The organism is Nonomuraea fuscirosea, from assembly GCF_003001935.1.
Taxonomy (GTDB): Bacteria; Actinomycetota; Actinomycetes; order Streptosporangiales; family Streptosporangiaceae; genus Nonomuraea; species Nonomuraea fuscirosea.
Genome location: NZ_PVNG01000018.1, coordinates 141,616 through 162,289, shown reverse-complemented (window position 1 = coordinate 162,289; position 20,674 = coordinate 141,616). Strand labels below are relative to the sequence as shown.

The window sequence follows — 20,674 nt, the reverse complement described above, 5'->3', positions numbered from 1 at the left end:
GGCTCTGGCTCAACCGTCCCGAGGTGCGGCCCGTCCGAGTCGGGCGAGGGCGGAGGCGGTCGCCGCGTCGGCCGGGAGGAAGGCCTCCATCCGCAGCTCGGCGACGGTGACGTCGACCGCGGTCCCGAAGTGGGTCAGCGTGGTCAGGAGCCGAAGCTCTCCGTCGCCGAGACGGAGCCGCAGCGGGACCGCGAAGCCGAGGTGATCCGGTCCTGGTTGCTGCGGGCGCTCGGGTACCGATTTCCTGAGCTCGGCGACCAGCGCCTCAAGCCGGTCATCGGGATTGCGAGCCGCCTCCTGCCGGATATGGTCGATCACGTGCCAGGCCCATACGTCCAGGTTGATGATCCGCGGTGCCATTCCTTGCGGATCTAGCAACAAGCGGGGCACGTTGGCGGGCGGCGTAAGGAGATGGGGCGCGGAGCCCTCGGTCAGCATCCAGAACGCGTCATTGGCCGAGACGAGATCACCGCGCCGATCGACGATCACCGCGGGATACGGGTGGTGCCCGCGCAGGACGCCTTCCAGCGCGGTGCGGACCGGTTCGAGCTCGGGGTCGTCGAACCGGGTTTCCGGGTAGGCGGGGGCGTAGCCCGCGGCCAGCAGCAGCGCGTTCCGCTCCCGGAGCGGCAGCTCCAGCGACTCGGCGAGCCGTACGACCATGGCTCTGCCGGGGATCGACCGTCCGCTCTCGATGAAGCTGACGTGCCGCTGCGTGGTTCCGGCACGCAGAGCGAGGTCCAGCTGGCTGACGCCGCGGCGTCCGCGCCACTCGCGCAGGGCGCCGGCGAACCCGCCGCGTTCCGAAGTGATGGTCACCTGACTTTGTCTAACGCAGCGAACGGCGGAGGACCATTCCCTCCAGGGAATTGCCGGGCCACGGTGTCGCGCCCAGGATCGGCAGCGTTCACGAACCCATTGCGACGAAGGAAAAGCCGTGATCGATGCCGAGGAACTGGTCGGCCGCTACGTGGCGGTCTGGAACGAACCGGATGCCGGGCTGCGCCGTAAGGCCGTCGCCGAGCTGTGGACCGAGGACGGCGTCCAGTTGCTCCAGCCACCGCAGGACATCCGGGAGGCGGCCGCCGCGCTGGGCGTCACCCCCATCCTCGAAGCGCGCGGACATGAGGCACTCGAAGCGAGAGTGACCCGCTCGTACGAGAAGTTCGTCGCGCCCGGGGAGTTCTTCTTCAGGCCGCGGGACAACGCCGACCGTCTCGCCGACATCGTCAAGTTCACCTGGGAGATGGTGCCCACGGACGGCGGTGAACCGGTGGGCGCCGGACTTGAGATTCTCGTCCTCGGCGCGGACGGCCGGATCCGGACCGACTACCAGTTCATCGAAGGATGAGCACTCAGACGGCACCAGGCCGGACGACCATGCGTTGTTACCGTCTGGAGAAGGGCGGCCACCTCGACGGGATCGTGCCGCGTGAAGAGCCGATGCCGACGCCGAAACCGACCGACATCCTCGTCCGCGTCCACGCGGTCTCGCTCAACCGGCGCGACGCGCTCATCCTGCACGAACGCTACCCCTTGCCGTCGGCACCGGACGTCATCCCGATCAGCGATGGAGCCGGTGAGGTCGTCGCCGTCGGTGCGGAAGTGACCCGTTTCCAGGTGGGCGACAGGATCGTCGGCGGCTACTGGCCCCGGTGGCACGACGGCAGGCTGAGGCCCGAACTCCTCGACCAGCCCGGCTGCACCTTGGACGGCATGCTGACCGAGTACGCGCTCCTCGATCAGCAGTGGGCGGTCCACGTGCCGGGCCATCTGAGCTGGGCGGAGGCGGCGACCCTGCCCTGCGCCGGCGTGACCGCGTGGAACTCGATCGTCGGCGGCGAACCCCTCCGCCCCGGACAGACCGTTCTCACCCTCGGCACCGGAAGCGTTTCTCTCTTCGCTCTCCAATTCGCGAAGATGCTGGGCTGCCGCGTCATCTCCACCACATCCAGCAAGATCAAGGCCGGCCGGCTCAAAGCACTCGGCGCAGACCACGTCATCAACTACATCGACACCCCCGAATGGGGACAGGCGGTGCGCGAGCTCACCGAAGGGCGCGGGGCGGATCTCATCGTCGAGACCAACGGGCCCGCCACCATCGAGCAGTCGGTCAGAGCCGCCGCCCTCTACGGGCAGATCGTGCTGCTCGCGGTCTCCGCCCCCACCAGCAGGTCTCACATCGAGATCTCCGGCGAAGCCTACGGATCCACCCTCGCGACCATCCGACGCATCTTCGCCGGCAACCGCGCTGATCACGAGGCCATGAACCAGGCGATCAGCGCACACCACCTGCGACCGGTCATCGACCGCGTGTTCGGCTTCGCCGAAACGCACGACGCCTTCACCTATTACCTCGGCAGCAAGCCCTTCGGAAAGGTGATCATCCGAATCGACTGACAGGCGACGCCCTGCTCTCGTGGTTCGCGGGGCGTGCCTCCAGATCCACGGCCTGAGGGGCCATCGCTCATCGCCGACCCACCGAGTCGACACGCGCGTGCTCGCTGCTCGACTCGTGGAGGCGGCTTCTCAGACATTCCCGGTGCGCGACGACGGCATGACTGCCAGGGCCGTCGGCGCTCCTGACATCCATGACCACGCCGTCACCTCCCGGGCTGAGGACGGTGGGCGTACCGCAGAAGTCGCATAGCCACTGAAAGCTGCGCAGGTCCTCAGCTCGAATCGTCAGACGCACCCACGCCGGCGGACTCCATCGACGGATCTCCTGCACCACGGCGTCCATCTCCGTCCCGGCCGCCGGATACTCGCCCAGCCACGCTCGGCCGGTACCGGAGGGACTGTCGATCGCCGCACCATCGATCGACGCACCGATGCCCTCATGACCGAGGATCTCCACCATGACACCCCACCGGTGCTGCTGGGTCACCCGGACCCGGACCCGTTGACCAGGGACCAGGCCGGCTCCCGCGGCGTCGAATCGCTGCACGAGATCATTGTGCCGCAGGGGACTCAGCGCGCTGATCGCGATGGTCGCGCCGGCCATAAGTACGATCACCGGCATGAAAGAGTTCCCGCAATACGACAGATACCGTCACGATGCTGCCGTGCTCGCAGAAGTCGGGCGGCGGGTCGAGCCTCAGGTGAACCCCCTACCCGTGCGCATGCCACGTGACCTGGCGGCCGCCGCCGTGGCCGCCTGGGAGCGCAGCGAGGATGACGAGATCAGCGAAGAGAACCATGAGGAGTCAAGAGTTCGCCATCAGGCTGGAGCGTTGGCTCTGATCGGGCTCGCAATCTCCGAACGTGGTGTGACCGAGGGCAATGAAGTCCTGGTCACCCTCAACATCACAGAGATCGCGGCTGCTCTGTCAGCGGCACTCGAAGCACGCTGAAGCAGCCACCGCTAAGAACCTTCAATCGCCCCGGCGGGCACCGACGCCCGCCACCTCGCCGCAACGCTCCTCATCGAGCAAGGTGTGCGCATCCACGCCGCCCAGAAGATCCACTTCCGGCCGTTCCAGGTAGTTCCATTCGTCGTATCTCAGACTGTCGGATCGCAAGTCTCTGCCATACCATCACGCAGTGGCGAAAAGACCAACAGATATGTGGCGCGAGCACGTCGCCGAGGAGATCGCCGAGCGGGCTGCCGGGCTTAGAAGTGTCAAGGACACGAACTTTGCCGCACTGTATCCGGAGCCGTTCGTAGTGGCGACTGAGCGGGTTCTCATGTCCTTCGAGGATGAGGTCCATGGCATTGATTCGCCGTCCGACGAAGAGGTCTTCGCAGCGATTCAAAAGGTGGTCGAGGGGCTCAACGCCGTCGACGCTGCCCATGACGATCACGACTACGAGACGATCGAACGGGAAGAGTTGTGCGAGTTCATCGACGACGTGCTCAGCGAGGCTGGGATAGATCTTGATGCACTCACCGCTCGTCGGGGGATCAAGCGATTTGAGATCACAGACGAATGGCGTGAGTGGTGATCTAGTCTGCGAGCCCCCTGCCTGACGCCCGAAGGGGAAGCAGGCCGGGGCATGCCCGAAGAAATCTGTGTCCCTACGCTGTCACCGTGGGAACCGACATCTACGGCTTCATCGAAACTCGTCACCCGTGTGCTGACGAGGATTGGTACGACGGAGAGCCATGGTCGGTATCGACGCCCCTTTATCCCCTCTATGACGGCTGCGACTACGACGCCTTCGGTTGTCTCTTCGGCGTCCGCAACCGGCTTGGCTGGACTCCCGTAGCGGCCGGCCGAGGCCTACCGGCCGACGCTTCGGAAGCGATCCGTCATGACTACGAGAAGTCGGTGCACATCGATACCGCCGTGCACGGCTGCACATGGGTCGCGTGGGCGGAGCTTCGTGACCTGGACATGACTGTCCGGCCCGCCGCTCGCGGAGTACTGCAGATCCGCTCGGCGAAATCGGTGATCCACCAGTATCGAATCGACGATCAGTGGCCGGAAGAGCTCGTGGACCTCTATTCCATACCGCCCTTCGGCGTCTCGCCTGATCGAGCCCTGGCTGGTCGATGGGACCTTCCCGATGTGACGCTCGAGTACGGCCCGTCGACCCGGCAGGCCGTGCTGGGCCCTGGATCAGGCTGGGAACACGTCTTCGGGGTGATGGAGGCGTTGGGGCGGCGCTTCAGGCCCGATGGCGTGCGGTTGGTGGTCTGGTTCGACTGAGAGAAGAGGTATCTGAGCCGCAAGGCATCCACATTCGGCTCGTCCAAGAGATCCTCGGCCGCACCCGGGACCACCATCACGGAGCGCTACACCCACGTGGCGATCCTTCAGATGTGAAGGACGCCATCGAGCGCATGCATGCCCCCCTCTGGGAGTCACCCTGAGGCCAACTGCGATCCCGATGTCCACAGAGATCGAAAGGCCCTCCCCCGAAGATCGGGAGAGGGCCTTTCACGTGCGGAGGATCGGGGATTTGAACCCCGGATGGTGTTGCCACCAAACCGCATTAGCAGTGCGGCGCCATAGACCTGACTAGGCGAATCCTCCTGGAAGCCATCGCGGCAAGCACAGCGTACCGGCCTTCTGGCGAGGCGGCAAAGCGATTGCGCGGCACGCCTTCGCCAAGAGTTATCAACAGCCTGTGGGTAACTATCTGTGGATGAAGCCCGCCCAGAGCTAGGGCGGGCTTCCGGCTTGTGGATAACCCCGAGATGACCGTCAGGCGGCCGGGTTGGCCTCGCCCTCGATCTCGATCTTGACCTTCTTGCCCACCAGCACGCCGCCCGTCTCCAGGGCCTGGTTCCAGGTCAGGCCGAAGTCCTCGCGGTCGAACTCCGTGGTGATCGTGTAGCCCCAGACGGCCTGGCCCCACGGGTTGGTGCCGGCGCCACCGTACTCGACCGTGAGCTCGACCTCCTTGGTCACGTCACGGATGGTCAGGTCGCCGACGACGGTGAACTCGTCGCCCTTGTGGCCGGTCACGCGGGTGCTCTTGAAGGTGATGGTCGGGAACTTCTCGACGGACAGGAAGTCGTCGCTGCGCAGGTGGCCGTCGCGGTCGGCGGCGCCCGTGGTGATGCTTTCCGCCTGGATGGTGAGCTCGGCGGTCGACTCCAGCGGGTTCTCCGCGATCGTGACCGCGCCCTCGAACGTGTCGAAACGGCCGCGGACCTTGCTGACCATCATGTGCTTGACGACGAAGCCGATGCTGGTGTGCGCTACGTCCAGGTTGTACGTTCCGGCGGCCGGGATGGTCAGGGATTCCCAGGTGCGGGTGGTCATCGGAGGCTCCTATGGAAGATTGTCGTGCGGATATCTGCGGCAACAACTTTCTACCTGAGGAATATTCCGCACGTCAACTATCGTCGTCTAAGGTATGAGTGTGATGAAGTACGACGACCCCCGAGCGGACGGCCACCAGCTGTACGACGACTCCCGGCTGACGGCCATCGGCCTGTTCGCCGAGGTGCACGCGGGCCTGATGAGCAGGTTCTCGCCAGTGATGAACGCGGCAGGGCTGTCGGAGGTCGACTTCGAGACCCTCATCCGTTTGGCACGTTCCCCCGGGCAGAGGCTGCGGATGAGTGATCTCGCCGCGCAGACCGGACTGTCCACGAGCGGGGTGACCCGGGTGGTGGACCGGCTGGAGCGCGAGGAGCTGGTGCAGCGGGAGGCCTGCGCGAGCGATCGGCGGGCGTCCTACACCGTGCTCACCGTGGCGGGGGCCGAGCGGCTGGAGCGGGTGCTGCCCCAGCACCTTCAGGACATCGAGAATCTCTTCACCGGGCTGCTGGGCGCCGAGGAAATGGAAGCCTTCCTGGACACTCTGCGCAAGATCAGGACCGTCGTACGGCCGTGCGCCACCGCCGGAGCCGAGACCTCCCCGGACAAGAACCCCTGCGAGTCCTAGGCAGAGCCCTAAAAGCCTAGGAAAGACCCAGCGATGTCCTCAGCTTGGCCATGGCACGCGACACCGTGCTCTTGACCGTCCCCACGCTGATCCCCAGCGTCCTGGCGATCTCCGGCTCGGTCATGTCCTCGTAGTACCGCAGCACGATCGCGGCCCGCATGCGCTCGGGCAGCTCGCGCAGGGCCTGTTCGAGGGCCTCGTGGATCTCCGGGGCCGGGAGCGGGTCGTGGGCGGCCGGCTCGGGCAGCTCGTCCGACGGGTACTCCTCCAGCTTGCGCCGCCGCCACTGCGAGATGTTGATGTTGACCATGGCCCGCCGCACGTAGCCGTCCAGCGCGTTGCGGTCCTCGATGCGGTCCCAGGCCAGGTACGTCTTGGTCAGCGCGTTCTGCAGCAGGTCCTCGGCGTCGAGCGGATGGCCGGTCAGCTGATGGGCCGCGCGCAGCAGCGCGGGACCGCGCGCCGTGACGTACTCGCGGAACTCGTCTTCCCAGCTCGTGGTCTGCATCGTGGCCAGAATCGCAGCCTGATGCCCGTTTGTGCCGGAACCACAATTCAGGTTTCGGCCCGCCGACGATAAAGGTCCGTATAGGTCGGTGGCGGTTTGTACGCCGCCGTAGGTGAACTCCCTTCCCCAGGGATGGGTATTTTGCTCCCATCTGATCTACTACGGTGTGGCCCGCCCTCAAGTCGTGTGAATCTAGTACCCGACGAGGGAGGGGTTCATGGGTCATCCGAGCGTCGAGCGCCGCCGGGTGCTCGCCGCGGCCGTGCTCGGCCGTACGGGCGCCGTCCCCGGTGCCGACCCCGGCGACGAGGAGCCCCTGCGGGCCGTCGTCGGCGAGGTCCTGGACGTCAGCCCGCACCTGATCACCATCGAGACCCCCGGCGGCGTCCAGGAGCGGCTCGTGATCGCGCCGTGGGCCACCGCATGGAACGGCTCCGACACCACGCCGGGCGACCTGTCCGTGGGCTCCATGGTGCTGATGCGCACGCTGCGCGACGGCCGCGTGGTCGAGCGCATCTGGGCCGACACCACCCGCATCACCGGGACGATCCTCTCCATCACCGGCAAGAAGGACCTGACGGTCGAACTCGACTGCGGGCCTCATCGCGGCCACCGCTCGGTGGTCATCCCCTACCGCGCGTCGGGCCGGCTGCAGGTGCGCCACCCCCAGTTCGAGCCCGGCTACCTGTTCGACGCGATCGGCATCAGGCGCGACGGCGCCAGCCTGGCCCTGCTGCCCGCGACCTCGCAACCGCCCTACCCGGCCCGGTCCGTGCCACCCCCGCCGCCCGCCTACGCGGGCACGCTGTCACGCATCGCGGGCACCGCGACCTGGTCGGACACGTTCGACGAGGAAGAGCGCGGCGCGGCTTACCCCATGCTGGAACGTACCGACACCGGCTGCCCCAAGACCGGCGTCTCGTGCGCCGGCCTGCCGTATCTGGCCGTCGGCTCGCTGCTCCAGGTCAGGAACGTCTGCTCCAACCGCTCCGCCAACGTGCCCGTGGTCGCCTGCGGCTGCATGGCGGGGCGCTTCTGCGACCGCTGCGTCGAGTGCGACACCTCGCCGCGCGGGCGGATCGCGGAGCTGTCGCCGTCCTCGTACGTGGAGCTCGGCGGCGAGTTGATCAAAGGGTGCTTCAACGCGCAGATCGGATTAGGGTGACGCTCGTGCTGGAATCACAGCTCCCGCTCCTGATCGTCATGCTCACCCTGGGGACGGTGGCGAAGGTGCGCACCGTCGGCTCGGGGGGCGAGCCGGGGGCGCTGTCCAGGCTGGGGCCCGCGGTGCTGGTGCCCGGGCGCATGCAGGCTCCCGCGCTGCTGGTGTGCGCGGCCGGCGAGCTGGTGCTGGCGGCAGGGCTGCTGGTCAGCACGCATCCGTTCTTCCGGTGGGGTACGGTCGCGTTCTTCGCGATGTCCACGTACGTGCTGCTGGAGCTGCGCCGGCGCCGGCCCGACGCGGGTTGCGGCTGCTTCGGCGAGGTGAGCTCGGCGCCGGTCGGATGGCGTTCGATCGGCCGGACGGTCGCGCTGACCGGTCTGGCCGCCGTGTCGGTGTGGTCACCGGTGACGGGGTGGGCGGCCGCGGCGGGATGGGTGATTGCGGGCCCGCCGCCGTGGTACGCGGCCGCCGGGGTGGCCCTGCTCGCGCTGCTGTCGCCCGAGATCGAGGAGCTGATCGACCGGGTACGGTACCGCGCCCCCTGCGAGCAGCGCCACGGTCCGGCCGAGTCGGTGACCCTGTCCAAGCTGAGGTCCAGCGGCACCTGGCGGGCCCACCACCAGGACCTGGTGTCGGCGGAGCCGTACGACAGCTGGCGGGAGCTGTGCTGGCGCTTCTTCGCCTTCCGGAACCACGAGGACGACGACGTGGTCTTCGCCGTCTATCTGAGCGGTCGCCGCCCGGCGGTGCGGATGGCCGTGGTCAGCCGGGAGGGCAGCGACTCTCTGCCGGACTATATCCCCGTATCGGCCTGACGCTAGAGAGCACTAGATTTCCCTCGACAGGCATGGCGATATTGCTCTATTGGGCTGTCTAGCTTCCCCACTAGACAGCCCAATAGAGGTCTAGGGGCGTCGCTCAGATCGGCTGAGCGCGCAGGAACCTCCCGAAATGCGGCACCGTGAACGCGATCAGGCCACGCTCGGCGCTGTAGATGAGCCCTTTCTTGATCAGGCTGTCGCGGGCGGGTGACAGGCTGGACGGCTTACGCCCGAGGGCGTCGGCCACCTCGGCGGTCGCGACCGGCTCGTCGCCGATCTGCGCCATGGCGTGCATGTAGTCGCGCTCGGCCGGGGTGGCCCGCTCGTAGCGGCTGCCGAAGAACCCGACCGCGAGCTCCTCCTCGGCCTCCGGCGCGGAGACCTTGACGTCGTCGATGGTGATCGGGCTGCGCGGGGCCAGGTCCCAGGCGACCTTGCCGTACGCCTGCACGAAGTAGGGGTAGCCGTCGGCCGCCTCGTAGAGGGCGTCGAGCGCCTCCTGGGTGAACTCCACCTCTTCCTCCCGCGCGGGAAGGATGAGCGCGAGGTCGGCCGCGTCGCGGTCGAGCTTGTCGATGCGCGCGTAGCGGAAGAGCCGTTCGGAATAGCTCTTGCTCGCCGACAGCACGCTCGGCAGGTGCGGCAGGCCGGCCCCCACCACGATCAGCGGGCCGCCCGACTGCGACAGCTCGTGGCAGGCCGCGCAGAGCGCCGAGACGTCGGCGGCCTGCACGTCCTGCATCTCGTCGATGAACAGCGCGATGCCCACCGCCAGGTCGGTGGCCACGCTCGCCGCGTCGACGAACAACTCGGTGAGGTCGATCTCCAGATCGCCCGAGTCGGCGCGCCCGCGGCTGGCGGGCACCTCGATCCCGGGCGACCAGTGGGAGGTGCCCTTGGCCGCGGCCGGATCGCGCATGGCGAACGCCTTGAGCACGCCGAGGAACTCCTCGATGCGCTCGGGCGCGCGATGCCGCGGCGCCAGCTCGCGGATGGCCATGTGCAGGGCGGCCGCCACCGGCCGTCTGATCGACTGGTCGGGCCGGGCCTCGATCTTGCCCGTGCCCCACAGCCGCTGCATGGCCATGGACTTGAAGGTGTTGAGCAGGACGGTCTTGCCGACGCCCCGCAGGCCGGTCACGACCATGCTGCGCTCGGGACGGCCGCGGGCCACCCGCTCCAGCACGACCTCGAACTGCTGCAGCTCGCGGTCGCGCCCGGCGAGCTCCGGCGGGCGCTGCCCGGCGCCTGGAGCGTAGGGGTTTCGCACAGGGTCCACGCTCTCGGACTTTATTGCCGGATATAGCGGCCGTCTTAGATTTGGGAAGAAAGTGCTACGGCGTGTCCGAGCAGGGGCCAGCGCGAGCACCGTCATCCGGACACACCCCCTCTCACCAGGCCGAACCTCTGTTCGATTGCGGTACCTAAGACTGTAGCGCGGACTCGAACACCTATGCGATGGTTTCGAGTAAAGATCTTCGTGACGGGTCCGGGAGAGACCCGAACTTGGCACCCGTCCCGCGCGCGCAATAGCGTTCGACACCATGCGGACCTTCGCGAACGTTCAGGAGCTCAAGGCGGCCGTCGGCGAGTCGTTCGGCCCGACCGAGTGGCGCACCGTCACCCAGGACCAGGTCAATCTCTTCGCCGACGCCACCGACGACCATCAGTGGATCCACGTGGACGTGGAGCGGGCCAAGGAGGGGCCGTTCGGCGGCACGATCGCCCACGGCTACCTGACCTTGTCGCTGCTGCCGTCGTTCATGTTCGCCCTGATCAAGGTGAATGGCATCGCGATGGGCGTCAACTACGGCCTCAACAAGGTCCGCTTCCCGCGGCCGGTCCCGGTCGGCGGCCGGATCAGGGCGCTGGGCGAGCTCACCGACGTCAAGGGCACCCCGGCCGGCTACCTGGCCAACCTCAAGGTGACGATCGAGATCGAGGGCGAGAGGCGGCCAGCCTGCATCGCCGAGACGCTCAGCCTGTACGTCCCCGCGCCGTAATCTTCCTCCCGCGTGCAACAGAAGCCCGCGTGACGTGATCCCTGGGTTCGTGGAGGATTTCGACGAGTTCGTCCGGACCCGGGGTGACGCGCTTCTCCGGTACGGCTACGTGCTGGCCGGCAACACGGAGGACGCGGCCGATCTCGTGCAGGAGGCCCTGGCCCGGCTGGGTGACGCCTGGTCCCGCGTGCGCAGGAAACACGACCCCGAGGGATACGTGCGCACGACCATGGTCAGGCTGCACATCAGGTCGTGGCGACGGCGGCGCAGGGAGGACCTGGTCGCCGCCGTGCCCGAGCAGGGCGAACACGACCGTTACGGCGACGCCGACCTCTGGGCCGAACTCCAGGAGCTCCCCCGCAGACAGCGGGCCGTCCTCGTGCTGCGTTACTACGAGGACCTGCCGGACCGCGACATCGCCGAGATTCTCGGCGTTTCACGTGGAACGGTACGCAGCCAGGCGGCCCGCGCCCTGGACAAGCTCCGGATCAAGCGAGAGACACCTGTGCCGCGGGAGGCCCGCGCAGGTGGCCTCACCGGTGCCCGGCGCGATCGAGCCGGTCGCCTCGGTGTGGCCGCGGGCGCTGTCCCAGGTGCCCGCCGTGGACGCCGACGGCTGGCGGACGACGCCGGTGACCGCGGTCAGCGCCACCGAGCTGCTCATGTACGTCATGCCCGGGGAGGGGAGGGCGGAGCGGCTGGAGATCTACGACACGGCGACAGGGCGGACCCGCGTGCTGGGCGCCGTACCGTACCCCGAGAAGGACTACTACCCGCAGTCCCTCGACGTCGGCGAGAAGTACATCGCCTGGCACGCCGAGAAGGGCGCGAACCGCGAGCGGGCCGACTTCTGGATCATGCCGAGGGAGGGCGGCGCGGCGCGGCGCGTCGGCGAGGTCGCCGCGGACGTGGACAGGACCGGCATCGCGGGCGACCACCTCGTCTGGTCGCTGGAGAAGGGCGGCGGCGTCTACCGGATGCCGCTGACCGGCGGCACGCCGGAGCGGCTGCCGGGCAGCGACGGGCTGCATCTCTCGGCCTGGCCCTGGGCGCACGAGGGCGAGACCGGGCTGAACATGACGAAGATCGTCAACCTGGAGACCGGGCGAGCCTCCGCCGTGGCGATCCCGGAGGGCGTCGACATGATGCAGTGTCATCCGCAGTGGTGCGCGGGGATGCGGGACAGCCGGCTGGTCGTGCAGCGGGTGGACGGGTCCGCGCGGCGCACGCTGCCCGGCACGCTCGTCCGTACGGGCTTCACGTGGTTGCACGGCGACCGTTTCGCGCTCTTCCTGCTGAACGCTCCCGACCGGCAGCAGCCCGTCCTGTACGACCTGAGCACGGGGACGATGGCCGCGATCGGGCCCGTCCAGCCGCACGACACCTCCTCCAGGCCGTCGAGCGCGCTCTTCTGGGGCGACGGCGCTGAGCGGACCGTCCTCAACCTCAAGGCCATCCCGGGCTGACCGCTCAGCCTGACGGCCACCCCAGGACGATCGCCGCCAGCGCGGCGAGGCCGATGAGGCCGAGGTAGGCCAGCACGAGCCGGGTGTCGCGCAGGAAGCACTTGCTCCTGGTCAGCCCGGCTCGCCGCGCCCGCCAGTAACCGGCGAACCCGAGCGCCGCGAACCCCAGCACCGCCCACGGCCCGAGCAGCCAGGCGAGCAGCGCGACGGTCGCGTACACGCACAGGCGGAGCGGATCGTACGGCTCCTTCGCCGCACCACCCCGAACGGCCTTCTGGACGTCTTCCTTCACAGCACCACCTCGAACGGCCCCCTCGACTTGGAGGCCACCGCCGACAGCCGCTGCCCGGACAGTTGCGGCCACGCCTGCACGGCGCAGAACGGCGCGCACTGGTCCTGCTCGGCCCGCGTGCCCACGTGCACGCAGCACTGCGTGAGCCGTTCCTCGATCATGGTGGACAGGTCCATGAACGGTTTGACGGTGATGCGCACGACCCGCTCCCCGAGCATCGCGCGCAGCTTCCTGCGCCGCCCGGGCAGGGCCGAGGAGGCGAGGGTGAGCAGGGTGGCGACGCCGAGGTCGCAGTTCTCGCAGATGGTCCGCCACAGGTCTCCAACCTGCGGATGCGACAGCGACGACTGCTCGGACAGCAGTCCGAGCAGCGACTCCTGTACGGCCAGGCGCAGCTCGCGCGGGATCTCGCTGTCGGCGATGCGGTTGGAGACCAGGCCGAGGTTCGCCTTGAGCCGGTCGTGGCCGATCAACTCGGTGAGCGAGCGCCAGCGGGCGGAGTCGTCGCGGATGAGGTAGCCGACCGAGCAGCAGTGGGGGTGTGAGCAGGGCAGCGCGGTCAGGTCGCGCCAGGTCACCAGGCCGTCGGTCTGCGGGCCGAGGCGCTTGAGCACGCCGGTGTGGGTGAGCCGGTCCTGCTCGCCGATCGGGGCCGACCGGCCCGAGCCGAACTGGGGCTGCAGGGACACGCCGCCGACGTACGGGGTGTCCAGGGCCAGGCGGACGACGTCGCCGATCTCCCCGTCGTTCACGCCGAGCGCGGCGGTCATCACCAGCGTGGTGAAGATCTCCCGCTCGGACAGGCGTCGTACGGCGCTCGCCTTGATCCGGGTCAGGTCGCCGCCCCGGTGGTGCCGCGACGCCTCGGCCGAACTGCCGTCGTACTGGAGGTAGACCTCGACCCGCTCCCTGTGCGCGGTGAGGAGGTCGAGCAGGACGTCGTCCCTGGCGACGCGGACGCCGTTGGTGTTGATCAGGATGCGGGTGATCGGGCGTTCGGCCAGCTCGGCGAGGAGTCTGTCGAGCTCGGGGTGGAGGGTGGGCTCGCCGCCGCTCAGCATGAGGACGTCGAGCTTGCCGTTCTCCCTGGACAGGCGCTGGTCGACGTTCGCCAGGACGTCCTCGACGGGGACGATGCCGGTCAGGTCGGGCGAGCTGTCGGCGAAGCAGGTGGGGCAGCGCAGGTTGCAGGCTTCGGCGATGTCCTCAAGGAGGATGCAGGTGTGCTGGGTCTGCAGCTCGGGCAGGCCGCGCAGGTAGGCCTGGGGTACCGGATCAAAATTTCCGGATATATCCGGTACGTGCTGCTTCGTCGGGGCGGTCCACTCCTCCAGGTACGCCAGGATCTCCGGATCCTCGTCGTACAACGTACGGACGAGACCGTGCTCGCGGCACCCGCGCTCCAGCCACACGCGGCCCTCACGCTCGGCCAGATACCCGCTCAGCCGCTCCACCTGCGACAGGTCGCGGTCGTGGCAGCGCGGGCAGAACGCGTTCACGTACCTGAGGATGCGGTCACCCCGCAGCCCCATCCCTGCACTCATGTCATGACCTTCCGCTCGAAAAGGGGATCGTAGTAGCCGCGCCGCCAGCCGTACGCGAGCCGGACGCCGAGCAGCAGCAGCCCGGGGATCAGGAACCACTGGGGCCTGGTCAGGTCGAGCCAGACCGTCTCGTTGGCCCTCGTGAACTCGACGAGGAAGCGGAAGGCGGCGTACCCGGCCAGGTAGAGCGTGAACAACTCCCCCGGCTGCGTGAGCCGCTTACGTGCCCAGAGCAGCGCGGCGAACGCGGCCAGCTGGAAGACGATCTCGTAGATGAACGACGGGTGCATGGCCTGCCCGGTCAGGCAGCCAGGGCACTCCGGGATGGCCGGCGGGGCGTGCACCCCCCACGGCAGGTCGGTGGGCCGGCCCGGCGCCTCCGTCAGATGACAGCCGATCCTGCCGACGGCCATGCCGAGCGCCACCGCCGGGGCGAACAGGTCGCCGGTCCGCTCCTTGTAGCCGATGATCCGCTTGGCGACCAGGACGCCGACGTACGCGCCGGTGAGGCCGCCGAGGATGCTGCGGGAGCCGTACAGCCAGAGGTCTCGCAGCTCCAGGGTCTCCAGCCAGCCGGCCAGCCGCATCCCGATCGCGCCGCCGACCAGGGCTCCGGCCACCGCGATCAGGGACTGCTCGTTGAGCGCGCCGCGCCTCCTGGCCTCCCTGACGAAGACGACGGAGGCCACAAGGACGCCCAGGCCGACGAAGATCTCGTGAAAGGGCATGTCAGCCGTACAGGCCCGGGTTGATGCCGGTGCAGAAGCCGGCGGAGAGGATCGACCAGAGCGCCCAGCCGATCATCAGCCCCAGCCCCAGGCCTCTGCTCCAGGTCTTACGGACGAAGCACAACCCGATCCCCGCGCCCAGCCCGGCCAGGGCCAGGGCTATGGCGCCTGCGGCCAGGTAGGGGATGGAGTTGGCGGGGGTGCTCATGGCGGCGAAGAAGACGAAGAAGCCGATGACGATGTTGAGGGCGCTGTAGGCGGCGAGGCCGGCGAACAGGAAGCCGATCAGGGCGCCTGTGTTGCCGCCGCTGGATGGGGGCGGGGTGGGGTGGGGGCCGGGAGGTGGGGGGCCGTACTGCGGGGGGCCTTGAGGAGGCGGACCACTGTACGAAGGCTGGCCGCCGTGAGGGGACGGACCGCCGTGCGAGAGCGGGCCTCCATGAGCCGAACCGCCGTGAAAAGGCTGGCCACCGCTGGAAGGCGAGCCGCCGTGAGAAGGAGGGCCACCCTGAGAAGGCTGGCCTCCATGCGGAGCCGAGCCACCCTGAGAAGGCGGGCCACCGTAAGGGCCTCCGCTGGAAGGCGGGCCGGCGTGGCCGGCCGGGGGGCTGTAGCCAGGCGGGGGTCCGTACTCCGGCGGGCCTTCGTAACCGGGCGGCGGCCCCTGCGGCGATTGCCCCTGGCCTCCTGCGACATTTCCGGAATATCCGTACGCCGACTGCCCTTGCTGCGGACCCACCTGCCCCGGCGTCTGCCCACCCGAATCCGGCTGCCCCGCCGACGAAGGCTTCACCACGGGCGCGACGAAGGACGGCCTCCCCGCACCGGGCGGAATGCCTGGCCCCCGCGCGGCCGGTGCCGAAGCGCCACCCGACTGCCCAGCCGACGGTGACGCCTCACCCGGCTCCCCGACGGCTCCGGACGACGACGCCCGGCCCGGTTGCACAGCTCCCGGAACCTCCCCAGAACCGCCACCCCCTTCCTCACGTCCAGCGCCCGTTCCCCCTCCGCCCGCCGCCAGAAACTTCGGCTGGCCGGCAGGCGGCGGCAGAGGCACCGGCCGCCCCGTCGGCGGCGGCGGCAGAAGCGACGGCTCACCACTGGGAGGCGGCACCGACGCCGGCGCCCGCTCACCGATGGCAGGTGACGACACCCTCTCCCCGGTCGGAGGCGGCAGAAACTCCGGCTCCCCCTCCTGCCCCGATCCCGGCCCCGCCTCCTGCCCCGATCTCGACCCTGCCCCCAGCCCCGACACCGCCTCCGGCCCCGGCTCCGATCCCGACTGCCGCTGCGGCCCCGACCCTGACTCCAGCCCAGACCCGGCCCCCTGCCCCGGCTCCTCCGGTTCCCCGGACGACGACGGCGGTGCAGGCGGCGTGGGTGGTCTCGTACTCATGCGCTTTGCTCTACCCCCTAGTCGCGATCAGACCAGGAGCCGAGCCCGCGACCGACATCCGCTCAACACCGTCATCACACGTACAACAGTTCGTAGGCCTACGTATACATCTCAGGGTTGAGCCCCGTACAGAAGCCCGCCGACACGATCGACGCCAGCCCCCACCCGATCATCAACCCGAGTCCCAACCCCACCGACCACGACCTCCGCAGCCGGACGAGCACCACCCCGGCCCCGATCCCCCGAACCGCCAGCACCCCCCCCCCCACCCCGATCGCCACCGTCGACTCCAAGCTCAGGGCGACGACCCCCACGACCACGTTGACCACGAGATAACCGAGGACCCCGACCAGGGCCAGCCCGACCACCACCCCCGTCCGCCGAGGCGACGGCTCACCGCCCGAGGACGAAGGCGAGGACGAATCAGACGGCGGCGGCATTTCGCTCACCCCCTCACAGTACGACGTATGCGCGCCCTCCACCCGAACAAGTTCCAGCGCCCCCACCGCGAAGCACCATCCTCATCAGACCACCTCCTCCGGACGCCGGAACACGCAGATCCCCAACCTGTGGATACATCGAACGGTGTATCCACAGGCGGACCTCCGCAGGAGGAAAACGCTGGCCAGAAGTGATGGGATGAAGCCTTGACATCCTTCCCCGCCTGAAGGAGGGGGTCCCACGGTCGCCCGTGAGGTTTCCTGCTTCATCGCCGGTCGCCCGCCCGAGAAAGGGATCTCTCGTTGAGGTCTTACACCAGCTCCACAGGCGTTTCACCTCTCCGCCAGCCCGGCGGCGAGGGTATTGCCGATCGTTGCTCCGACGGCTTGGTCATCGCCGCCATCGAACACACTACCGAATTCTGCGGCATCGCGCCGCGTTTCGACGGCGGTCCGCCTGGCTGCGAATCGCCTGCCTCTGTCCTGCTCCCGCAAGGTCCGATTCCTCCCCCGCCTGAAGGCTGGGGTCTCCTCGGAGGTTTCTGATGAACCGGGTGACGCTGGGAGCGGCGCTGGCCTTCGCGATGGGCGCGCTGCTCATCGCGGGCGGGTCGTACGTCCATCGCGGCACGCCCACCTGGCTGCTGTTCGTGCCGCTGGCGCTCACCTGCGCGGGAGTCCTGCTGCGGACGCGGGCGCCGCTGCTCTGCCTGGGGCTCGGGGTCGTCGGGATCGCGATCGACGGGCTCGTGGGCCCGTCCCTGGGGACGGTACTGGTCTTCACCGACAACCTGTACGCGGCCGCGCTCTACGGTCCGGCCGGCCTGTCCCGCATCCTGCTGGGCACCACCTCCGTGCTGGCGGTCGGGGCGGGCGCCACGGCCGGGTTCCTCGCCGCAGACTGGCGCGCGCTGGCCGTGATGGGCGTGCAGGCGGGGCTGGTGCTCGTCACGCCCGTCCTCACCGCGGTCTACCTGCGCGAGCAGCGAGATCGGGCGGCGGCCGAGCGGGCGCGGGCCGAGCAGGTGGCCCGCCTGGCGGAGCTCGACCGCCAGGCCGCCGTCACCGCCGAACGCACCCGGATGGCTCGCGAGCTGCACGATATGATCGCCAACCACTTCAGCGCCATCGCCATCCAGTCCACCGCCGCGCTGTCGCGCAAGGATCTCGATCGGGAGACGGTGCGGAAGGTCATGGAGTCCGTACGGGAGAACAGTGTCGCGGGCATGGCCGAGATGCGAGCCATGATCGGCCTGCTGAGACAGGAAGGCGACGAGGCCGAGAGCGAGACGACCCGCCCACGCCTCGGGGACGCCGATCCCCTGGTCGAACGGGTGCGGCAAGCAGGCATGGACGTACGGACCCGGATCGAGGGCGAGCCCCGCGACCTGCCCCCGTCCGTGGATCTCGCCGGCTACCGCATACTCCAGGAAGCGCTCACCAACGCCCTCAAACACGGCGAGTCTCCAGTCTCCGTGGTGCTCGGCTATGAGCCCGACCAGGTCGTCGTCCGCGTCGACAACGCGCTGAGTCTCGACCGGCGAGGCGGGCTACCCGGCGCCGGCGCCGGCCTGATCGGCATGCGCGAACGAGCAACCCTGGTCGGAGGGCGGTTCGAGGCCGGAGCGGCCGACGGGGAAAGCTGGCGGGTCTCGGTGGCCCTGCCGACGACGACCGAGATGGACACGAGAGGCGCCGGGTCCGACCCGGCAGCCGAGAAGAAGAACACTGGAGGCGGACGGTGACCATCAGGGTGCTCGTGGCCGATGATCACGCCGCGGTCCGGGCCGGAATCGTGCTGATCCTGGGCGGAGCCGACGACATCGAGGTCGTGGGCGAGGCCGAGGACGGCGAACGCGCCGTCGCCATGGCCGAGGAGCTGCGCCCCGACCTCGTCCTGATGGACGTACGCATGCCCCGGCTCGACGGCATCTCCGCCACGCGCGCGCTGGCGGGAGTCTGCGACGTCCTCATCCTCACCACGTTCGACGTCGACGAATACGTCTTCGGCGCCCTCCGGGCCGGCGCGGCCGGCTTCCTGCTGAAGAACACCGACGCCGAATCCCTGGTGGAGGCGGTCCGCGTGGTGGCCCGCGGCGAGGGGCTCATCGCACCAGGCGTCACCCGCCGCCTGATAGCCGCCTTCGCCGAGCAACTCCCCACCCGCAGAGAACCGGCAACCGACCCAGCCGGCCTGACCCCCCGCGAACAACAAGTGCTGGCCTGCATCGGACGGGGCCTGTCCAACGCCGAGATCGCCCGCGAACTCGACATGGCAGAAGCCACCACGAAGACCCACGTAAGCCGCGTGCTCAACAAACTAGGCCTGAAAAGCCGCGTCCAAGCAGCCATCTACTACTCAGAGGGCACGTAGCGGCACGCCACTCCAAGGCCCCGGAGCGCACTCACCCTCTCCCGCGTTTTGCCTGCTCTTGCCGTAGATGCCACCTTCACCACCCACCCGCCGAGCAGAGAAACGCACCCAGCGGTGATCTCCACTACACCCCCGGGAGAAAGTCTTCACCCCGCCCACCCATCACGGTTTCCCACTTCCCCCCACACCTTGCAACCATGTGCTCACAGAACGTGGGACCACGAGCGCACACCCTCGCAAGCGGATCCCTCCCAACTACCGCGAAGGTAGAGGTACGTGGACATCGAGACGGAGATTCGCCAACTGAAACTCCGCGCGGACGCCCTGGAGGCCACCGTACGTACCGGCGACCCGACCCTCAGCCCCCTGAGACCTCGACGCCGACGACGCAGACACCCCCGCACGCCGGGAGACTCGCACACCGACACAAGAACCCAGGTCATATGCCTCCAAGCGGAGCTGAACCAAGACTTCTCCGCCCTCAACGACGAGATCGAAAGCTTCCGCAGGCACACGACCGACCAGCTCACCAAGATCCGCGTCCAGACCCACGACCAGTACGCCCTCATCCTCCGCAGACTGACTGACATGGCCATCCTGCTCGACGTCCTCCTGAACCAAGCGGACCCGTAAGCCCGCACCCAGAAGACCCACAAGCTCCCCCTGCTCAAACCCCCTCACACCACCCCACACCCACCCAGCCCCCGAACCAACACCAGTCATAACCCCGTATCCGGTTCGAGGCACTCCCGAAAACCCGCTATGCTTGCTTACGCAGCGAGCGGCCGTAGCTCAATGGATAGAGCATCTGACTACGGATCAGAAGGTTACGGGTTCGACTCCTGTCGGCCGCGCACAGCACAAAAGGCCCGCCACCAGGGATCCCTGGAGCGGGCCTTTCTGCTTGTCTAGGACGATCGCGCGATCTGGCTGACACCCCTGCTTACGCGGGTCCGCCTCACTCACCGATCGCCTCGGCGAAGATGCCGGCGGCTGAGGCGCACTGGCGAGCAAGGTTGACGACGGTTGACGTCAGCTGCCGTTGTCGGCCTTGGTCTTCCACCAGGACTTGTCATCGATCACTACGCAAGGTGCGACCTGGCCGGTGATCAACGTCCCGGTCAGCCGCCACAACAGGCGGTGCTCCTTCGTCTCGGCGATCTCCTGAACGTCTCCGGCGAACTCCAGCACAAGCGTCTGGCCCGAGCCGATGTACCGGGGTCGATGTCGACTCCGCCGTTGCTCATCCAGGCAGCCCGCGCCCCTGCGTACAGTCGGCGGGTCATGCGGCGCGGCAGACAACTCGCTTGGCGGGTCGAGTTCGGCCTTCCCCCCATCACCCCGGCAATCTGGCCAAGCACCGCACCGTCCCGCATGAGCTCGCGCCGATCGCAGTCGGGGCACAGCCGAGCGTTGGGCGGCCTCTGACCGCCGTTACCGCTGGATTGCGATGAAGCTCAAATGAAGGCTGTTCATGTCAAAGTGACATGGAAGCGGGTGCAGCTAGGGCTGGCCTTCTCTCATCGGCCGAGCACTGAATAGCGGCCGCTTCGCGAATAAGCAAGCAGTCCATTCGAGGAAGCTCCGGTCTTCCT

25 protein-coding genes, 2 tRNA genes and 1 pseudogene are annotated in these 20,674 nt (G+C 68.4%); 15 read left to right on the top strand and 13 right to left on the bottom strand.

Features of this window, described 5'->3' with window-relative positions; translation table 11 throughout:
• Positions 1–9: 9 nt before the first annotated feature.
• Positions 10–819, bottom strand: coding sequence for a helix-turn-helix domain-containing protein (locus tag B0I32_RS36440; protein WP_219912187.1), 810 nt, complete (start codon positions 817–819; stop codon positions 10–12).
• Between the two features lie 118 nt (positions 820–937).
• Between B0I32_RS36440 and B0I32_RS36435 the strand changes: the two genes are divergently transcribed.
• Together B0I32_RS36435 and B0I32_RS36430 are read left to right on the top strand one after the other, a co-directional pair.
• Entirely contained in the window at positions 938–1,351 is a 414-nt protein-coding gene (locus B0I32_RS36435; protein WP_106247512.1) for a hypothetical protein, read from the top strand.
• Positions 1,352–1,425: 74 nt separating this feature from the next.
• The gene (locus tag B0I32_RS36430; RefSeq protein WP_219912186.1) at positions 1,426–2,400 is read left to right on the top strand and encodes a zinc-dependent alcohol dehydrogenase family protein; all 975 of its coding nucleotides are present in this window, start codon (positions 1,426–1,428) and stop codon (positions 2,398–2,400) included.
• A gap of 67 nt (positions 2,401–2,467) precedes the next feature.
• On the opposite strand, the gene B0I32_RS58115 is transcribed toward B0I32_RS36430, so the two are convergent.
• Positions 2,468–3,022, bottom strand: coding sequence for a hypothetical protein (locus B0I32_RS58115; RefSeq protein WP_181308171.1), 555 nt, complete (start codon positions 3,020–3,022; stop codon positions 2,468–2,470).
• Here B0I32_RS58115 and B0I32_RS36420 point away from each other — a divergent pair.
• Positions 3,021–3,353, top strand: a complete 333-nt coding sequence (locus B0I32_RS36420) for a hypothetical protein (protein ID WP_106247509.1) — start codon at positions 3,021–3,023, stop codon at positions 3,351–3,353. The genes B0I32_RS58115 and B0I32_RS36420 overlap by 2 nt on opposite strands.
• Before the next feature lie 21 nt (positions 3,354–3,374).
• Here B0I32_RS36420 and B0I32_RS58110 read toward each other — a convergent pair whose 3' ends face one another.
• Positions 3,375–3,521, bottom strand: coding sequence for a hypothetical protein (locus B0I32_RS58110; RefSeq protein ID WP_181308169.1), 147 nt, complete (start codon positions 3,519–3,521; stop codon positions 3,375–3,377).
• Between the two features lie 22 nt (positions 3,522–3,543).
• Between B0I32_RS58110 and B0I32_RS36415 the strand changes: the two genes are divergently transcribed.
• Positions 3,544–3,945, top strand: coding sequence for a hypothetical protein (locus tag B0I32_RS36415; RefSeq protein WP_181308167.1), 402 nt, complete (start codon positions 3,544–3,546; stop codon positions 3,943–3,945).
• Positions 3,946–4,031: 86 nt separating this feature from the next.
• A complete protein-coding gene (locus B0I32_RS56795) occupies positions 4,032–4,652 on the top strand; it encodes a hypothetical protein (protein ID WP_146178445.1) in 621 nt (206 codons plus the stop codon).
• A 238-nt stretch (positions 4,653–4,890) separates the two neighbouring features.
• Here B0I32_RS56795 and B0I32_RS36405 read toward each other — a convergent pair.
• Positions 4,891–4,979 (bottom strand) — tRNA-Ser (locus tag B0I32_RS36405).
• A gap of 171 nt (positions 4,980–5,150) precedes the next feature.
• Positions 5,151–5,714, bottom strand: coding sequence for a YceI family protein (locus B0I32_RS36400; RefSeq protein WP_106247506.1), 564 nt, complete (start codon positions 5,712–5,714; stop codon positions 5,151–5,153).
• 94 nt (positions 5,715–5,808) lie between these two features.
• Here B0I32_RS36400 and B0I32_RS36395 point away from each other — a divergent pair, with 94 nt between their 5' ends.
• On the top strand, positions 5,809–6,342 hold the full coding sequence (locus B0I32_RS36395; protein WP_245956239.1) for a MarR family winged helix-turn-helix transcriptional regulator: 534 nt from the start codon (positions 5,809–5,811) through the stop codon (positions 6,340–6,342).
• Between the two features lie 16 nt (positions 6,343–6,358).
• On the opposite strand, the gene B0I32_RS36390 is transcribed toward B0I32_RS36395, so the two are convergent.
• Positions 6,359–6,850 (bottom strand): SigE family RNA polymerase sigma factor, encoded by a 492-nt coding sequence (locus B0I32_RS36390; protein ID WP_106247503.1) that lies wholly within the window; start codon positions 6,848–6,850, stop codon positions 6,359–6,361.
• 217 nt (positions 6,851–7,067) lie between these two features.
• On the opposite strand from B0I32_RS36390, the gene B0I32_RS36385 reads away from it, so the two are divergent.
• Positions 7,068–8,015 carry a hypothetical protein gene (locus B0I32_RS36385; protein WP_106247501.1) on the top strand — a complete coding sequence of 316 codons (948 nt, stop codon included), beginning with the start codon at positions 7,068–7,070 and terminating at the stop codon, positions 8,013–8,015.
• A 5-nt stretch (positions 8,016–8,020) separates the two neighbouring features.
• A complete protein-coding gene (locus B0I32_RS36380) occupies positions 8,021–8,830 on the top strand; it encodes a MauE/DoxX family redox-associated membrane protein (RefSeq protein WP_245956238.1) in 810 nt (269 codons plus the stop codon).
• Between the two features lie 103 nt (positions 8,831–8,933).
• Here the strand turns inward: B0I32_RS36380 and B0I32_RS36375 are convergent, their stop codons facing one another.
• A complete protein-coding gene (locus B0I32_RS36375; protein ID WP_106247498.1) occupies positions 8,934–10,115 on the bottom strand; it encodes an ATP-binding protein in 1,182 nt (393 codons plus the stop codon).
• A gap of 265 nt (positions 10,116–10,380) precedes the next feature.
• Here B0I32_RS36375 and B0I32_RS36370 point away from each other — a divergent pair, with 265 nt between their 5' ends.
• The 3 genes and pseudogenes from B0I32_RS36370 (at position 10,381) to B0I32_RS60325 (ending at position 12,305) form a co-directional block, all read left to right on the top strand.
• A complete protein-coding gene (locus B0I32_RS36370) occupies positions 10,381–10,839 on the top strand; it encodes a MaoC family dehydratase (protein WP_106247496.1) in 459 nt (152 codons plus the stop codon).
• Between the two features lie 34 nt (positions 10,840–10,873).
• Positions 10,874–11,329 (top strand): annotated as a pseudogene (locus tag B0I32_RS60330) (SigE family RNA polymerase sigma factor); the annotation flags it as partial.
• A gap of 37 nt (positions 11,330–11,366) precedes the next feature.
• Positions 11,367–12,305, top strand: a complete 939-nt coding sequence (locus tag B0I32_RS60325; RefSeq protein WP_106247495.1) for a TolB-like translocation protein — start codon at positions 11,367–11,369, stop codon at positions 12,303–12,305.
• A gap of 4 nt (positions 12,306–12,309) precedes the next feature.
• Here the strand turns inward: B0I32_RS60325 and B0I32_RS36355 are convergent, their stop codons facing one another.
• From B0I32_RS36355 to B0I32_RS36335, 5 genes are all read right to left on the bottom strand, one after another.
• Entirely contained in the window at positions 12,310–12,597 is a 288-nt protein-coding gene (locus B0I32_RS36355) for a hypothetical protein (protein WP_106247493.1), read from the bottom strand.
• Complete coding sequence (locus B0I32_RS36350) at positions 12,594–14,141, bottom strand: radical SAM protein (RefSeq protein ID WP_106247492.1); 1,548 nt, start codon at positions 14,139–14,141, stop codon at positions 12,594–12,596. Before B0I32_RS36350 ends, B0I32_RS36355 begins: the two co-directional genes overlap by 4 nt.
• Entirely contained in the window at positions 14,138–14,869 is a 732-nt protein-coding gene (locus B0I32_RS36345) for a prolipoprotein diacylglyceryl transferase (RefSeq protein WP_106247490.1), read from the bottom strand. The genes B0I32_RS36350 and B0I32_RS36345 overlap by 4 nt, the downstream gene beginning before the upstream one ends.
• Position 14,870: 1 nt before the next feature.
• A complete protein-coding gene (locus tag B0I32_RS36340; RefSeq protein WP_106247489.1) occupies positions 14,871–15,077 on the bottom strand; it encodes a hypothetical protein in 207 nt (68 codons plus the stop codon).
• Between the two features lie 1,286 nt (positions 15,078–16,363).
• Positions 16,364–16,714, bottom strand: coding sequence for a hypothetical protein (locus B0I32_RS36335; protein ID WP_146178444.1), 351 nt, complete (start codon positions 16,712–16,714; stop codon positions 16,364–16,366).
• Between the two features lie 536 nt (positions 16,715–17,250).
• On the opposite strand from B0I32_RS36335, the gene B0I32_RS36325 reads away from it, so the two are divergent.
• The 4 genes from B0I32_RS36325 (at position 17,251) to B0I32_RS36310 (ending at position 19,933) form a co-directional block, all read left to right on the top strand.
• Entirely contained in the window at positions 17,251–18,450 is a 1,200-nt protein-coding gene (locus tag B0I32_RS36325; protein ID WP_245956237.1) for a sensor histidine kinase, read from the top strand.
• Positions 18,447–19,079 carry a response regulator gene (locus B0I32_RS36320; protein ID WP_106247485.1) on the top strand — a complete coding sequence of 211 codons (633 nt, stop codon included), beginning with the start codon at positions 18,447–18,449 and terminating at the stop codon, positions 19,077–19,079. Before B0I32_RS36325 ends, B0I32_RS36320 begins: the two co-directional genes overlap by 4 nt.
• Before the next feature lie 276 nt (positions 19,080–19,355).
• Positions 19,356–19,712 (top strand): hypothetical protein, encoded by a 357-nt coding sequence (locus B0I32_RS36315; RefSeq protein ID WP_106247483.1) that lies wholly within the window; start codon positions 19,356–19,358, stop codon positions 19,710–19,712.
• Positions 19,713–19,860: 148 nt separating this feature from the next.
• Positions 19,861–19,933 (top strand) — tRNA-Arg (locus tag B0I32_RS36310).
• Between the two features lie 178 nt (positions 19,934–20,111).
• Here the strand turns inward: B0I32_RS36310 and B0I32_RS58100 are convergent.
• Positions 20,112–20,270: a hypothetical protein gene (locus B0I32_RS58100; RefSeq protein WP_181308165.1), complete on the bottom strand. Its 159-nt coding sequence runs from the start codon at positions 20,268–20,270 to the stop codon at positions 20,112–20,114.
• Positions 20,271–20,674 lie beyond the last annotated feature (404 nt).

Bases quoted from the DNA above. Each gene is read 5' to 3' on its own strand.
- B0I32_RS36420 (WP_106247509.1), top strand. From the start codon at position 3,021: ATGAAAGAGTTCCCGCAATACGACAGATACCGTCACGATGCTGCCGTG.
- B0I32_RS58115 (WP_181308171.1), bottom strand. From the start codon at position 3,022: ATGCCGGTGATCGTACTTATGGCCGGCGCGACCATCGCGATCAGCGCG.
- B0I32_RS36400 (WP_106247506.1), bottom strand. From the start codon at position 5,714: ATGACCACCCGCACCTGGGAATCCCTGACCATCCCGGCCGCCGGAACG.
- B0I32_RS36395 (WP_245956239.1), top strand. From the start codon at position 5,809: ATGAGTGTGATGAAGTACGACGACCCCCGAGCGGACGGCCACCAGCTG.
- B0I32_RS36390 (WP_106247503.1), bottom strand. From the start codon at position 6,850: ATGCAGACCACGAGCTGGGAAGACGAGTTCCGCGAGTACGTCACGGCG.
- B0I32_RS36385 (WP_106247501.1), top strand. From the start codon at position 7,068: ATGGGTCATCCGAGCGTCGAGCGCCGCCGGGTGCTCGCCGCGGCCGTG.
- B0I32_RS36370 (WP_106247496.1), top strand. From the start codon at position 10,381: ATGCGGACCTTCGCGAACGTTCAGGAGCTCAAGGCGGCCGTCGGCGAG.
- B0I32_RS36350 (WP_106247492.1), bottom strand. From the start codon at position 14,141: ATGAGTGCAGGGATGGGGCTGCGGGGTGACCGCATCCTCAGGTACGTG.
- B0I32_RS36345 (WP_106247490.1), bottom strand. From the start codon at position 14,869: ATGCCCTTTCACGAGATCTTCGTCGGCCTGGGCGTCCTTGTGGCCTCC.
- B0I32_RS36340 (WP_106247489.1), bottom strand. From the start codon at position 15,077: ATGAGCACCCCCGCCAACTCCATCCCCTACCTGGCCGCAGGCGCCATA.
- B0I32_RS36325 (WP_245956237.1), top strand. From the start codon at position 17,251: ATGAACCGGGTGACGCTGGGAGCGGCGCTGGCCTTCGCGATGGGCGCG.